17 protein-coding genes and 1 pseudogene are annotated in these 13,603 nt (G+C 67.8%); 17 read left to right on the forward strand and 1 reads right to left on the reverse strand.

The window, feature by feature from the left end; all coding sequences use genetic code 11:
• The first annotated feature begins 220 nt into the window (after positions 1–220).
• The 13 genes and pseudogenes from OIE67_RS29955 (at position 221) to OIE67_RS30015 (ending at position 9,594) form a co-directional block, all read left to right on the forward strand.
• Positions 221–1,162, forward strand: coding sequence for a DMT family transporter (locus OIE67_RS29955; RefSeq protein WP_326626689.1), 942 nt, complete (start codon positions 221–223; stop codon positions 1,160–1,162).
• Between the two features lie 34 nt (positions 1,163–1,196).
• Positions 1,197–2,258, forward strand: coding sequence for a 3-oxoacyl-ACP synthase III family protein (locus tag OIE67_RS29960; protein WP_326626691.1), 1,062 nt, complete (start codon positions 1,197–1,199; stop codon positions 2,256–2,258).
• Positions 2,255–3,604, forward strand: coding sequence for an aspartate aminotransferase family protein (locus OIE67_RS29965; protein ID WP_326626693.1), 1,350 nt, complete (start codon positions 2,255–2,257; stop codon positions 3,602–3,604). Before OIE67_RS29960 ends, OIE67_RS29965 begins: the two co-directional genes overlap by 4 nt.
• A gap of 52 nt (positions 3,605–3,656) precedes the next feature.
• Positions 3,657–4,190 carry an acyl-CoA dehydrogenase family protein gene (locus OIE67_RS29970; RefSeq protein WP_326645518.1) on the forward strand — a complete coding sequence of 178 codons (534 nt, stop codon included), beginning with the start codon at positions 3,657–3,659 and terminating at the stop codon, positions 4,188–4,190.
• Positions 4,187–4,819 carry an acyl-CoA dehydrogenase family protein gene (locus OIE67_RS29975; RefSeq protein WP_326626695.1) on the forward strand — a complete coding sequence of 211 codons (633 nt, stop codon included), beginning with the start codon at positions 4,187–4,189 and terminating at the stop codon, positions 4,817–4,819. The genes OIE67_RS29970 and OIE67_RS29975 overlap by 4 nt, the downstream gene beginning before the upstream one ends.
• 67 nt (positions 4,820–4,886) lie before the next feature.
• Positions 4,887–5,141, forward strand: a complete 255-nt coding sequence (locus OIE67_RS29980) for a hypothetical protein (protein WP_326626697.1) — start codon at positions 4,887–4,889, stop codon at positions 5,139–5,141.
• A gap of 306 nt (positions 5,142–5,447) precedes the next feature.
• Entirely contained in the window at positions 5,448–5,774 is a 327-nt protein-coding gene (locus OIE67_RS29985) for a PadR family transcriptional regulator (RefSeq protein ID WP_106242330.1), read from the forward strand.
• Positions 5,771–6,127, forward strand: a complete 357-nt coding sequence (locus OIE67_RS29990) for a DUF1048 domain-containing protein (RefSeq protein ID WP_106242327.1) — start codon at positions 5,771–5,773, stop codon at positions 6,125–6,127. Before OIE67_RS29985 ends, OIE67_RS29990 begins: the two co-directional genes overlap by 4 nt.
• A 1-nt stretch (position 6,128) precedes the next feature.
• Complete coding sequence (locus OIE67_RS29995) at positions 6,129–6,455, forward strand: DUF1048 domain-containing protein (RefSeq protein WP_326626701.1); 327 nt, start codon at positions 6,129–6,131, stop codon at positions 6,453–6,455.
• Positions 6,456–6,717: 262 nt separating this feature from the next.
• A complete protein-coding gene (locus tag OIE67_RS30000; RefSeq protein WP_326626703.1) occupies positions 6,718–7,038 on the forward strand; it encodes an alpha/beta hydrolase family protein in 321 nt (106 codons plus the stop codon).
• Positions 7,039–7,041: 3 nt separating this feature from the next.
• Positions 7,042–7,634: pseudogene (locus OIE67_RS30005) on the forward strand (Tn3 family transposase); the annotation flags it as partial.
• A gap of 289 nt (positions 7,635–7,923) precedes the next feature.
• Positions 7,924–8,721 (forward strand): alpha/beta fold hydrolase, encoded by a 798-nt coding sequence (locus OIE67_RS30010; protein ID WP_326626705.1) that lies wholly within the window; start codon positions 7,924–7,926, stop codon positions 8,719–8,721.
• A gap of 117 nt (positions 8,722–8,838) precedes the next feature.
• Positions 8,839–9,594 (forward strand): MerR family transcriptional regulator, encoded by a 756-nt coding sequence (locus OIE67_RS30015; RefSeq protein ID WP_326626707.1) that lies wholly within the window; start codon positions 8,839–8,841, stop codon positions 9,592–9,594.
• A gap of 169 nt (positions 9,595–9,763) precedes the next feature.
• Here the strand turns inward: OIE67_RS30015 and OIE67_RS30020 are convergent, their stop codons facing one another.
• Complete coding sequence (locus OIE67_RS30020; RefSeq protein ID WP_326626709.1) at positions 9,764–11,005, reverse strand: tyrosine-type recombinase/integrase; 1,242 nt, start codon at positions 11,003–11,005, stop codon at positions 9,764–9,766.
• Positions 11,006–11,341: 336 nt separating this feature from the next.
• Here OIE67_RS30020 and OIE67_RS30025 point away from each other — a divergent pair, with 336 nt between their 5' ends.
• From OIE67_RS30025 to OIE67_RS30040, 4 genes are read left to right on the forward strand one after another with little or no spacing between them, the layout of a single operon-like run.
• Positions 11,342–11,671 (forward strand): PadR family transcriptional regulator, encoded by a 330-nt coding sequence (locus OIE67_RS30025; RefSeq protein ID WP_326626711.1) that lies wholly within the window; start codon positions 11,342–11,344, stop codon positions 11,669–11,671.
• Positions 11,672–11,673: 2 nt separating this feature from the next.
• Positions 11,674–12,063 carry a DUF1048 domain-containing protein gene (locus tag OIE67_RS30030; protein ID WP_326626712.1) on the forward strand — a complete coding sequence of 130 codons (390 nt, stop codon included), beginning with the start codon at positions 11,674–11,676 and terminating at the stop codon, positions 12,061–12,063.
• Positions 12,063–12,827: an ABC transporter ATP-binding protein gene (locus OIE67_RS30035; RefSeq protein ID WP_326626714.1), complete on the forward strand. Its 765-nt coding sequence runs from the start codon at positions 12,063–12,065 to the stop codon at positions 12,825–12,827. The genes OIE67_RS30030 and OIE67_RS30035 overlap by 1 nt, the downstream gene beginning before the upstream one ends.
• 11 nt (positions 12,828–12,838) lie before the next feature.
• A complete protein-coding gene (locus OIE67_RS30040) occupies positions 12,839–13,603 on the forward strand; it encodes an ABC transporter permease (RefSeq protein WP_326626716.1) in 765 nt (254 codons plus the stop codon).

Genomic DNA, 13,603 nt, shown 5'->3' on the forward strand with positions numbered 1-13,603 from the left:
TCGCTACTTGACAGGTTACTCCGATTGGAGGGAAGCTCAAGGAGACGGGATGTGGTTCCACCATGAAGCTCAGCCCCACCGGCATCAGAGCCGAAGAGCGCAAGGCGCGGCGCAATCAGAGCCGTCCCGACGGCCGTATCGATCCTTGAAGCACGTGGCCTGAGGCGGCGCGAGGCGCCTGCTCACCACGCCGGACGGCGCACCCGGGCGGGGAATCGCGATGACCGCCCCGGTCCTGCCCCGGCGTACCGCGACCGGAGTGCTTCTCATCCTCGGCTCCGCCGTGTCCTTCGGCACCATGGCGATCTTCGCGAGGATCGCCTATGACAGCGGCGCCGACGTTCACGGTGTGCTGCTCACCCGCTTCAGCGTCGCCGCGATCGCCCTCACGGCGCTGATGGCGATCACATCGACCCCATGGCCGCGCGGGCGGGACCTGCGCCTCCTGGTGCTGATGGGCGCGGTCGGCTACGTCGGGCAGTCATTGACCTATTTCACCGCGTTGACGCGGATACCAGCAGGTCTGGTAGCGGTCCTCTTCTACACCTACCCGGTGCTGGTGGCCATCTGCGGCGCCGTCCTGGCCCGCCGCGTGCCTCCCTTGCTCACGCTCGCGGCCACTGGCATGGCGACTCTGGGCGTCGCGCTGGTCGCCAGCCCGACGCTGGAGGGCGATCTTCTCGGCATCGCACTCGCGGTCGCCGCGGCGGTCATCTACACGGGCTACATCCTGGCGGGCAGCCATCTGTCGGGCGCGGCCAGCCCGCTCACCTCGACCACCACCGTCTGCCTGGCCGCGACCGGGGTCTACGCCGGCGCGTGTCTGGCCCACGCTCCGTCCTTCCCGGGCGACCTCGCCGGTTGGTCGGCGGCTGTGGCGACCGCCGTCGTCTCCACGCTCATCGCCATCATCGCCTTCTTCGCCGGTCTTCGGCTGCTGGGCGCCGCCCCTTCGGCGGCAGTCTCCAGCGCCGAGCCGGTCGTCACCAGCGTGCTGGCGTTCCTGGTCTTCGCGGAAGACCTGTCGCCGCTGCAGATCATCGGTGTCGCGCTCGTCTGCGCCTCCGTCATCGGGGCGGCCGCGAGCAGCGGGCGACGCGCCACAGCCGCGATACCCCCGGCCCCTGTCGCCGAGGACCCGCCCCAGCACATCGGCGTGTGACGCCACAACGCCGACGGCATCCCTAGGGAGAAGCATGAACCGAAATCGTGAACGTGCCGCGCCCGCGAACCATCGCGTCGCCATCGCCGGAACCGGTGCCTGCCTGCCGACGACCGTCGTGTCCAACGCCGAGCTCTCGGATCGCATGCACGTCGCCCCCGAGTGGATCGAGGAGCGAACCGGAATCCGTGAACGGCGCGTCGCCGCCGACAGCGAAGCGACATCGGACCTCGCCACAGCCGCCGCGCGGCGAGCCATGCGCGCCGCACGGCTACAGGCGGACGACATCGACCTGATCATCGTCGCGACCTCCACACCGGACAAGCCGATGCCGGCCACCGCCTGCATCGTGCAGGCCAATCTCCGTATCGGCGGTTGTGCGGCATTCGACGTCGACGCCGTCTGCACGGGGTTCGTGTACGCCCTGGCGGTCGCCCGCTCGATGATGCTGACCAACCCGCGGCTTCGCCACGCGCTGGTCATCGGGGCGGACGTCTACTCGCGCATCCTCGACTACACCGACTCGCGCACCGCGAGCCTGTTCGGCGACGGGGCGGGCGCGGTCGTCCTGTCACGGGCTTCGGCCGGGCTGGGCATCACCGATATCGAACTGGGCGCCGACGGTGCCAAGGCCCACTGCGTACGCGTTCCGGCAGGTGGAAGCCGCCGGCCCGCGTCCGCCGAGACCCTGCGTGACGGTGACCACTTCTTCAAAATGGACGGCCGAGCCGTACGCACCTTCGTCGAGGCCATCTTCAAGCGGATGCTCAACGACGTGCTGGAGCGGTCTCAGCTGACCATGAGCGAGCTGACCCTTGTCGTGCCCCATCAGGCGAACGTCCGGCTCCTCCACGACTGCGCGAAGAAGGCGGGCCTGCTGCCCGACCAGCTCGCCATCAGCGGTGACCGCTATGGGAACACCGGTGCGGCCTCCGTCCCCGTCACCCTCGACGCCGCGGTCCGCTCGGGACGTGTCCAGGGCGGCGACTCCGTCTTGCTCCTCGCCTTCGGCGGCGGCATGACCTGGGGTAGCGCCCTGATGACCTGGGTCCCCCGCGACCAGTTTCAGCCCGTTTCGGAAGGAATCACGTCATGACCTCCCCCCTCGACATCTCCTACGCCGAGCAAACGCCGAACTCGCGACGGCAGCATGAACGAGCCGTCACCTCCATCCCCGCCGGTGCGACCCGCAGCCTCAACTCCTGGTCGCCGCACCCGGTGTACCTCGTCCGGGGCAGCGGCACGCAGGTGACCGATGTCGACGGCCGGGTGTATGTCGACATGCTGAACAACTACACCGCTCTTGTCCTGGGGCACGCCGACCCCGAGGTCGTCGACGCCGTCTGCCGTGCGGCCAGGGGCGGGACCAGCTTCTCCTTCGCCACACCGCAGGAGAGCGAGCTGGCGGAGCTCCTGCGGGCACGGGTCCCCTCGTTGCAACGACTCCGCTTCACCGGCTCTGGCACCGAAGCCGCGATGTTCGCGATGCGCCTGGCCCGCGCCCACACCGGACGCAACCTCATCGCCAAGGTCGAAGGCGGCTATCACGGAACCCACGACGACGCGCTCGTCAGCGTCCGCCCCCACCCCGAGTCATGGGGGCCGTCGCACGCCCCGACCGCGACGCCGGACATGGCCGGTCTCCCCGCCGGATGCGACCAACGCGTCCTGGTGCTGCCATTCAACGACGGGGACGCGGCCGTCGCACTGCTGCGAGCCCACAGCTCGCGCGTAGCGGCCGTGATCGTGGAGCCCATCCTCGGCGTCGGCGGCGTTATCCCCGCCAAGAAGGAATACCTGCGGGCGCTGCGGGAGGCCTGCACGGCTCTAGGGATCGTGCTGATCTTCGACGAGGTCATCACGCTGCGCGTCTCATCCGGAGGCGCGCAGGCCAACTACGAGGTCACCCCCGACCTGACCGTCATGGGCAAGGTGATCGGCGGCGGGCTCCCCATCGGCGCCTACGGCGGACGCGATGACCTGATGCGGCAGCTTGAACCCCAAGGCGGCACCGACGTTTACGACGCCCGCGCCGGGGGCCCCCGCCTCTATCAGGGAGGAACCTTCACCGGCAACGCCTGCAGCCTGGCCGCCGGCCTGGTGACGATGCGCCGGCTGTCGCCGCTCGCCCATCTCGGCCTCGCCGCGAAGGGTGCGCGCCTGCGCAGCGAACTCACCCGCCGGATCGACCGTGACGGCCTTCCCGCCCACGTCACCGGGTACGCGTCCCTGTTCAACATCCACATCGGCGCAGGCGTCGTGACCACCTTCCGCGACACCCGCCGTGTCGACCCCAAGATGCAGCAGGCATTCTTCCTAGGTCTTCTCAACCACGGCTTCATCATCGCCCCTCGCGGTATGGGCTGCGTCTCCACCGCCACCCGCGACCAGGACATTCACGACTTCGTCGACGCCTCCGCCTCCGTACTCGCCCAGATCTGAGCACACCCGAACAAACAAGGAAGGAACGCCATGCGACTCGGATGGAACCCACATCAGGCACGGCTTCGCCGCCAGCGCCATCGCCCCCGGCAGCGCGACCCGCGACCGTGAGGGCACCTTCGACCGCCAGATCTGGAAGGAACTGGCTGCGGATAACTTCTGGACCGGTCACATCCCCCGGCACTACGGCGGCGAGGGAGGAGACATGTGGGACTTCCTCGCCGGGTTCGAGGGCCTCGCCCTCGGCGCGGACGACTGCGGGTTCGTCCTGTCCGCCGTCGCCCACGCGGGCCTCATCCAGGTACTGCTCGACCACGGGACCCCTGACCAGCGAGGCGATCTGCTGCCTGGCCTCATGAACGGCCAGATAGGAGCCACCGCCGCGACCGAACCGGCGGGTGGCTCCCATGTGGCCGCGATCGCCACCAGCGCCGTCGCGGCCGGCGACGGCTATCTGCTGTCCGGTCACAAGGCGCACATCACCAACGCGCCGGTCGCCGACACCATCCTCATCGTGGCCGGGTTCCCGAGCTCGGTAAGCGCGACATCACCCTGTTCATCGTCGACGCGGCGGATGACGGCGTGACCACGGGACAGCCCGAGGATCTGCTCGGCCAGCGAACCAGCCCCACCGGGTCGATCAGCCTGGACCACGTCACCGTGCCGGCCGATCGAGTGATCGGAGCCGTCGGCGACGGCCTGACCACTCTGTACTCATTCCTGGCGTTCGACCGGCTCATGTACGGCATCGTCGCGGGCACCCAGCTCGAAGCGATGATCGCGCACGCCATGCACCGCGTGCAGACACGGTGGGCCTTCGGCGTTCCCATCAGTGAACACCAGTTGATACAGGACAAGCTCGTGGACATGAAAGTGACCATGGAGAGCAGCCGATGGCTCGCATACTCCACGGCCGCCGCACTCATCGATCACGATCCCGGTTTCAGCGTCCGTGCCTCATGCACCAAGCTCACCGCGTCGGAAGGGCTGGTGCGGGCCGCCACGGAACTCATCCAGATCTTCGGCCACGCCGGCTACGACCGTGCCGGCGTCATCGAGCGCTACCTGCGCGACGCCGTCGCCGTGCGCATCGCCGGCGGCACGACCGAGATGCAGAAGAAGAACGTGTTCAAGTCCTTGAGGGGGGGCTTCCCCCATGAACGCGAACACCAATTTCAGGCGGCAGGCCTCAGACTAGCTGCCACCATCTCGTAGGCGATCGGGCTGAGTTGGCCGAGGCGGGAGTGCCGTCGGAGCAAGCCGGGCCAGCGCCGTCCTCGCGATGTCCATTGGGGTGTGCCTGGCGGCGCTCGCCTTACTCAACCTGAGCGGAAGTGGCACCGGCCGGATCCTGTCCTGGATCTTCCAGGCGGTCATCTTCGTACTCGGGTGCGTGATCATGCCCGGCGAGGTGTTCACGACGCGATACATCAAGGCGGCCTTCCACAAGTCGGATGACCCCAGCCTGCGCGGCTGGACGTCGAAGCATTCGTCGATGCCGCTGCGGGGGCGTACCCTTCCTGGCTCCGGGGCATGATCGCCGCGCGCCTCATCCTGGCGACGGTTGGCTCACTTCTGGTCATCGTCGCGTTGGCCCTGCCTGCCGCCAGCGGCTATTTCGCATGACGCCCTCGTGTGGGAACCGCCCGACGCCTTGCCTGGCGCGGTGTTCGCCCGCCAACCTTCTTCAGTGGGTGAAGTGGTAGCGCCGGTCGAGCAGCGATTCAACCGCCCCAGACGCCCAGATCCAGATCATTGATGTGGGACGCGCTTCTCTACTCTGTGATACTGTGTAGTGGAACTCGGGGGTACAGAGTACCGGGTGGACCAAGAAGGACCTGTGATGGACGACCTGACGGAGATGCTGAAGGGCACGCTCGAAGGCTGCGTGCTCGAAATCATTGGCAGCGAGGAGACCTACGGGTACGCCATCACGCGCCGGCTGAACGAGCTCGGCTTCGCCGACGTCGTCGAGGGGACGGTCTACACCATCTTGCTGCGCCTGGAGAAGAAGAGCCTCGTCCAGGTGACGAGACGACCGTCCGAGCAGGGTCCGCCGCGCAAGTTCTACGCGCTCAATGACGCGGGGCGCGCGGAGCTCGCGACGTTCTGGGCGAAGTGGAACTACATCACCTCACGGCTCGACAAGCTCAGGGAGAGCGAGAGATGAAGTTCTGGGACACCGTCACAGGCAACGATCTCAACAGGGAATGGAAGGCGTTCGAGGCTCGGGCGGCGACGCTGCCGGACGACTACCGGGCGGCGTGGGAGCAGATTATCGGCCACCTCTTCCTCTACGGGGACTTCACGGGCCGCAACCTGATGCCGATCCTCGACGGCGCTCTGGGGCTGCTGGAGGAGACGGCGGCCGACGGGCAAAGCATCGAGGACGTGCTGGGTGACGACATCGCGGGGTTCTGCGCGGCGCTGGCCGGCGCGGAAGGCGCCCGCACCTTCCGTGATCGGTGGCGCCGACAGCTGAACAGGAACGTCGCGAAGCAACTGGGCCGGCTGGGAGGCTGACATGGGCATCCAAGACATCATCAAAGGCAAGAAGCAGTGGCGGGCGCACATGGCCCGGGTCAAGGCGCTTCCGCCCGACTACGAGATCGTCTACAAGGAGATCCAGAGGTACTACTTCAAGGTCGGCCCGATCGGCCTGGCCGACGGGTCCCTGCTCACGGGCCTCCTCGAGTTCTTCGAGGAGGGTGTCGCAGCCGGCACAGGAGCCCTGGAGCTCATCGGCGACGACGTCGCCGCCTTCGCAGACGAGCTGATCAAGGACTCGCGCACCTTCGCTGAGGTCTACCAGGAGTCCATCAGCGGGGAACCCGGCACGGCCGAGAAGTGACACTCTCTCCTTCTTGATCGGCGACTGCACATGTTGGCGGACCAGAACACCGGCGCCTCGATAATCTGAATCGGCCCGTGCGGTAGTCGACTGATGCACCGCGGAGCCGACGAGGTCACGGCCGTCGCGATCGGCGCCTCCAGCCCGTTCTGGGGCCTCATGAACCCTTCATTTCACCCCCGTCACCGCCGCGTCCCGGTGGACGTCTTCACCAGCAGTCGCCAGTCCCCCGTCCGCGCGGCGAGCGCTGGCGAGGGCATCGATGAACTTCGGCGCATACCCCGAAGATGACACGGCGCTGGCCATGGTGGGCTGGTTCTACGGCGGGGTCCTGGGAAGGCACTGGGCGGACCGGAACCCGGACCGCCTCGCCGGCCTGGTCACGGTCGGCGCCTTCCCGGTCAGTCTGACTGGCGAGGCCGGCGCGGAGCGAATCCGCAAGCTGTTGCGGCGCATGCGGTTGTTCATCCCGATCGCCGCCAGGCTGGGCCTGGCCGCGCGGATGAGCGCCGACGAGCACCCCGAAGTGACATCGAGCTCAACGAGATCGCCGCCGCCAGCGTGCCGGTCCTCGAACGGCTGAAGCGACCTGTACCCGCGGCTGACGCCGGCGATGACCCGGCCGATCCGCTGGGACCTGATCGAGCAGAACTACCACCAGATGATCAAATACGCAACCGCGATCAAGCAGAACGCTGCGTCCACCGAGGCCATCCTGCGCCGGTTCACCGACTCCGCCTCCCACCCCACCACCAGGCCATGCTGGAGGTCGGCCGCGCGCAGAAGACCATCTTCGTGGCCCGCTATCTGCGCCTGCGCGAGCTCCAGCAAGAGATCCAGGAAGGGCTCAACGTGGTGGAGTCCTCCAACGGAGCGAATTCGGTGATCTTCTACGGCAAGGGCGGTGACATCGCCACCAACCGGCGTGAGGAGCTGGAGATGAGCGTGTTGTGCCTGCGCATTTTCCCGGCCGCGCTCGTGTGCATCAATACCTTGATGCTGCAGGACGTCCTGGCCGACCCTGAATGTGCTGAGCTGCTCAAACCCGCCGACCGGCGCGGGCTGACCCCGCTGTTCTGGCAGCACGTCCAGCCCTACGGCGAGGTACGGCTGGATGTGGCCAAGCGCCTTTCGCTCGGCGGCGCTGCGCAAGCTCCGGAGGCGGGCAACCCGGACTAGCTTCATGATCGTAATAGGGGCGGTGCGCCCCTGGCAGGACGGCGCCGGGTTCCGGACGATCGGCGTACACAGGCGAATCGAATCTGCCCTGGGGCTTGACCTTGACGCTGCGTCAGCCCTCCATGCTGGCTGTCATGAGCAGCCCTCGCACAAGCAATCGGGGCCAGGGGCGGGCGATCCACGTGCGCACCTGGAGAAGTCGTACCAGGAACTGCGCGTGTTGCGCGGCATGGGCTTCGAGATGGCCACGTGCGTGTCTTCTGAACCTCATCTCTGAGAACGGGAGACCATGACCATCAAGCGATCCCCCTGGACCGGCATGGTCCCAGTGGACGATACGGCTTTAGCCGTCACCGACGCCGCCGGCGACGGTGTCCCCGTGATCTACCTCAACGGCCATGCCGCCGTTCAGTGGCAATGGCGGCGGGTCCTTGCCGAGTTGGGGACGCAGTGGCGGCATATCACCTACGACATGCGGGGGCGTGGTAGGTCGCAGCGTTCGGCGGATTGTTCGTTCGAGACGAACATCCGAGATGTCGATGCTGTCCTCGCAGCCCGGGGTGTGGCCCGGGCGGTGGTGGTGGGCTGGTCCTATGGAGCGTTTGTCGCGGCGCACTGGGCCAGCCGGAATCCGGCCCGTACCGTGGGCGCGGTCTTGGTGGAGGGCGCGCAGCCCTACGACTGGTTCGACGAGTCCATGGAACCGGGGATGCGCAAGCTATGGAAGCGGATCTGGTGGCCCATGCAGCTGCTGCGCCCGTTCGGTATGGCTCCACGGATGTCCGCCGACCAGCTGGCAGACAGCAACATCGAGCTCGGCAAGATCGCCCGCGAGCGTGACCTGGGCCCCGTGCTGGACAGCATCGCCGTCCCGGCGCGCTACGTGGTCGCTTCTGGGGAGTCCTTCGGAAGCCAGGGCGGGCACGAACAGACACGCGCCAGCCTCCCTGCGGTGACCGCCCGCAATCCGAACATCCAAATCAGCGCTAAAGTCGCCAGCAACCACGGTTCGATCCTGCGTAAGGACTATCGCGCCATCGCCGAGGCCGTACGCGAGGTCGCCGCTCTCGACCACGAGGGGAACTGAAGACGCCGCCATCACGGTGAATCCCGCACGGAAGAATTCTGATAGCCGTCGGCGCGAAGCCAGAGGTCTACACCTCACCGTCTCCACCGTGGGCGAGTTTGAGAGCAGGATCAGAGCATGCTGACGATTGGTCAACTGGCGGCCTATGCCGGCGTCACGGTGCGGGCGGTGCGGCACTATCACCAGATCGGACTCCTGCCCGAGCCTGAGCGGGATGCCTCGGGTTACCGGCGGTATGGCGCAACAGCGGTCGTGTCCCTCATCAAGATCCACGCCCTCGCCGGCGCGGGCGTGCCGCTGTCTCAGATCGGTCAGATGCTCGAAGCCGACGCATCGGCCTTTACCGAAGCGACCCAAAGGATCGACAGCCACCTGCGCGAGGAGATTGAACGGCTGGAGGCCAGCCGCAAGCAGATCGCGCAGCTCGCTTCCGGGGACAGTCTGGCGCTCCCGCCGAGCGTGGTGGCCTTTCTCGATCGACTTCGCGAGATCGGGGTGTCAGAGCGGGGCGTTGAGCATGAGCGGGACGGGTGGATCCTGTTTGCGGCACGCTGGCCCGATCACATCCACGAGGTCATGCCCGGGAAACTCGCGCAGCTTCATGACCCGCAACTCGTTCGCCTCTATCGGATCCTGTCGGAGACCTTGGAAAGCGACACAGGCGACGACCCGCGGCTGGAGGAAGCCGCCGACATCCTGGCAGGCCTGGCCGAGCAGGCATACACCTCCGGCGAGATGACACACCACGATCTGGCGTTCGACCTTGTCGACGCCCTTGTCGCCGAGTCCAACCCGCGGCTGCTGGACCTGATGCGCGAGCGTGGCTGGTCCGGTTGGACCCGGCCGGAGCCGCTGGCGGAACCGCCCGGCTGAACCGGGCGTCGACCGGCGGCAGCGATCGGTCGACCCGGCCCGACAACTCCACGGCGTCTTGGGCCGACAGCGCGGCCAGGTGACTCTTCCACGCTTCGGCGAACGCGGCGGGGCCTGCGCTGCTCCTCCCCCTGCTCGCCCACTGCCTGGTGGTACGCCTCCCGCACGATCACCTGCGTGGCTGCCCACCGCATGCGCCCTTCGAAGTCGCCCGGCTGCCGCACGGCGTCGGCCACCTCCTGCAGCCGGGCGAGCAGGCCGCGCAATCCCTGCAGTCACAGGGGCGCCAGTACCGGCCACGACGCGAGCAAGGACTCCAGCAGCAACCGCCCCCCATGCCAGCACCCGTGGTGCGCGCCCCCGCGCGAAGACGCTGGGTCAGAGATCCTCGATATAGCCGGCAGCGATGTCGTCGGGCAAGTTGGTGTACAGGCAGGTAGCGGTCATCGGCGTGGCCGAGTCGGCGTTCGAGTTCAGCGCGGTTGTGGCCGGAGGCCTGGGAGAGCTGGAAGGCGAAGGAGTGGCGGACGTCGTGCGGGCGCAGGGCGCCGAGTCTGCGGTCGAGGTCGGTGTTCTGGGCGTCGTGCAGGCGGCCGACCTCGGCGACGATGGTGTTGATCGAGCGGGGTGACAGGCGGCCGTCGGGGCGGCGGGCGGCGATGGAGGAGGCCGACAGCAGCAGCGCGGCCGCCGCAGTGCCAGCGACGGTGCTGGCGGCGGCGTCGCCGGGCCGCTCCTGGGCGAGGTAGCCGGCCGGCGCCTGGCGGGCGTCGCGGCCGAGGAAGACGGTACGGCTGGTGCGGCCCTTGCCGCGGACGCCGGTCAGGCGCGCCTCCTTGGCCTGGCGCAGCCGGTCGGGGCCGGCCGGTTCCAACTGGTCCAGGTCCAGGCCGACCAGTTCGGCACGGCGCAGCCCGGTGCCGAACAGCAGGTAGATGATGGCGCGGTCGCGCAGCGGGCGGGCGTGAGCGTGGGCCCGCGCACCGGTACCGCGGTGACGGCGCCCCTTGACCTCATGGAAGGTTTCGATCCGGTCCACGATGCTCTTGACGGTGCGCACCTGGGCGGCGGCCAGCGCGCGCGGCTGCGGGGCGGCCAGCGGCAGCGGTGCGACCTTCTTGGTTGGGTCGCCGTGGCGCAGCAGGCTGGCGGGGGCGTGCGCGGTGATCCAGGAGAACAGCGCCGACAGGTGCGCGAGGTGATTGTTGACGGTCACCGGCGCCATCGGCGCGGGCGTGCCGTCGCGGCCGCGGTTGCCGACGGCGGCCAGATGGTCGCGCCAGGCACTCACCTCGCGCGGGGTGACGGCCGAGAGCCGGTCGTGCCCGAGTCCATCGATGATCCAGGCGGCGAAGCGCTGCAGATGCCGGGAGATCTTGACGGAGACCTCTGTCGAGCGGACACCGCGCACGGCCAGATCACTTCATGGAAGGGCTGTTCCCTGAAGAGAAACGGTCTGGCCGATCCTGGGACTTGTTGTCATGAGCCCCAAGCCGGCGTGATCGGGGGACGGCGCTCTTTCCAGCTTCGCGCGAGGTCGTCCCGACGGTGCCGCTCTGACGCAACCCCTATGCGAACCAGGCGCATCCCGTCGGGATCTTGACGCTCTAGAAGGGGCAGCCCGCGGTGCACCGGATCGCGTCACGGGCAGAGCAGCGAAACTATTCGGTGTTGCTAGGTACCAGTAGTCGGTGTTACTTTGTATCAGTACTCAGCGACACCGAATAGCGGCAGAAGGAGGACGGCGATGAGCAGGCAACTGACGGAGATGCTCAAGGGAACGCTGGAGGGCATCGTTCTGGCGATCCTGTCCGGCCGGCCCGCTCACGGCTACGAGATCACGGCGTGGCTGCGCGCCCAGGGCTTCGCCGACATCGCCGAGGGCACCGTCTACGCCCTCCTGGTCCGCGTCGAGCGGCGCGGCCTGGTCGACGTGCGGAAGGTGCCGTCGGAGAAGGGCCCGCCGCGCAAGGTGTACTCCCTCAGCGCCCGAGGACGCAGGGACCTCGACGACTTCTGGAAGACCTGGGTCTTCCTGGCTGAACGGCTCCAACGACTTCGCAAAGGAGACAAGTAGACATGGCTGACGAATCCAAGAGCCGGTACCTGCAGTACCTGGAGCTCGTCACCGGGCCTCTGGAGGAGAAGAAGCGCTGGCGGCAGTACAAGGCCCGCGTCAAGGGGCTCCCCGACAACTACCGCACGGCGGTCGAAGCGCTGGAGCGGTACCTGATGCACTTCGGGCCGGCCGACGGCGCCGGCGCGATGACGATGTACGAAGACCTCATCGAGCTGTTCGAGCGGAGCGCGGCGGACGGCACCCCGATCCGCGACATCTTCGGCAACGACCCCGTGGAGTTCGTCGAGGCGTTCATGGCCAACTACCCCCTCGGACAGTACCGGACCCGCGAGCGCAACCGCTTCACCAGCGCCATCGAGCGCGCCGCACAGAACGACAGGAAACAGTGATGACGACCCAGCAAGCTCCGGCGATCCAGGTGCGCGGCCTGGAGAAGTCCTACAAGGACCTGCACGTGCTGCGCGGCGTGAACTTCGAGGTCGCGCGTGGCAGCATCTTCGCCCTGCTCGGCTCCAACGGAGCCGGCAAGACCACGGCAGTGAAGATCCTGTGCACGCTGCTCAAGCCCGACGCCGGCACCGCCCGCGTCAACGGCTTCGACGTGGCCACGCAGGCGGCCGACGTCCGCGAGTCCATCAGCCTCACCGGCCAGTTCGCCGCTGTGGACGAGATCCTCAGCGGGCGCGAGAACCTCGTGCTGGTCGCCCGCCTGCGCCACCTCAGGAACCCCGGCCAGGTCGCCGACGACCTGCTCGCCCGCTTCTCGCTCACCGACGCCGGCGCCCGCAAGGTGGCCACCTACTCCGGCGGCATGCGCCGCCGCCTCGACATCGCGATGAGCCTGATCGGCGACCCGCCCGTCATCTTCCTGGACGAGCCCACCACCGGCCTCGACCCCCAGGCCCGCATCGAGGTCTGGCAGGCCGTCAAGGAGCTCGCCGAGGGCGGCACCACGGTGCTGCTCACCACCCAGTACCTGGACGAGGCCGAGCAGCTCGCCGACCGGATCGCGATCTTGCACGAAGGCCGGATCATCGTCAACGACACCCTGGACGAGCTCAAGCGGCTGCTGCCGCCCGCCAAGGTCGAGTACGTCGAGAAGCAGCCGACCCTCGAGGACGTGTTCCTGTCCCTCGTCGGCACGAAAGCCTGAGGAACCCCGCCATGAGCAAGCACTTCTTCGGCGACACCACCGTCCTGCTCGGACGGTCCCTGCGCCACATCACCCGCAGCCCCGACACCATCATCACCACCGCCATCATGCCGATCGCCATGATGCTCATGTTCGTCTACGTCTTCGGCGGCGCCATCAGCATCGGGTCCGGCACGTCGTACGTGAACTACATGCTGCCCGGCATCCTGCTCATCACCGTCGCCTCCGGCATCGCCTACACCGCCTACCGGCTGTTCATGGACATGCAGGGCGGCATCTTCGAGCGCTTCCAGTCGATGCCGACCGCCCGCTCGTCGGTGTTGTGGGCGCACGTGCTGACCTCGCTGGTCGCCAACCTGGTCTCGCTCGTGGTCGTCATGCTGGTGGCCCTGCTGATGGGCTTCCGCTCCAGCGCCGGAGTGCTGGCCTGGCTGTCGGTGGCCGGCATCCTGGTCCTGTTCACCCTGGCGCTGACCTGGATCGCCGTCATCCCCGGCCTGTCGGCCAAGACCATGGAGGGCGCGAGCGCGTTCTCCTACCCGCTCATCTTCCTGCCCTTCCTCAGCTCGGCCTTCGTGCCCACCGACACCATGCCCACGGTCCTGCGCGTCTTCGCCGACAACCAGCCGGTTACCTCGATCGTCAACGCCATCCGCGCCCTGTTCGCCGGGCAGCCGGTCGGCGACGACATCTGGGTCGCGCTGGCCTGGTGCGTCGGCATCCTCGTCGTCGCCTACGCCTTCGCCATGAGCACCTACCGCCGCAAGATCTCCTGA

It is taken from the genome of Nonomuraea fuscirosea (assembly GCF_035917475.1).
In the GTDB taxonomy this organism is placed as follows: domain Bacteria; phylum Actinomycetota; class Actinomycetes; order Streptosporangiales; family Streptosporangiaceae; genus Nonomuraea; species Nonomuraea fuscirosea.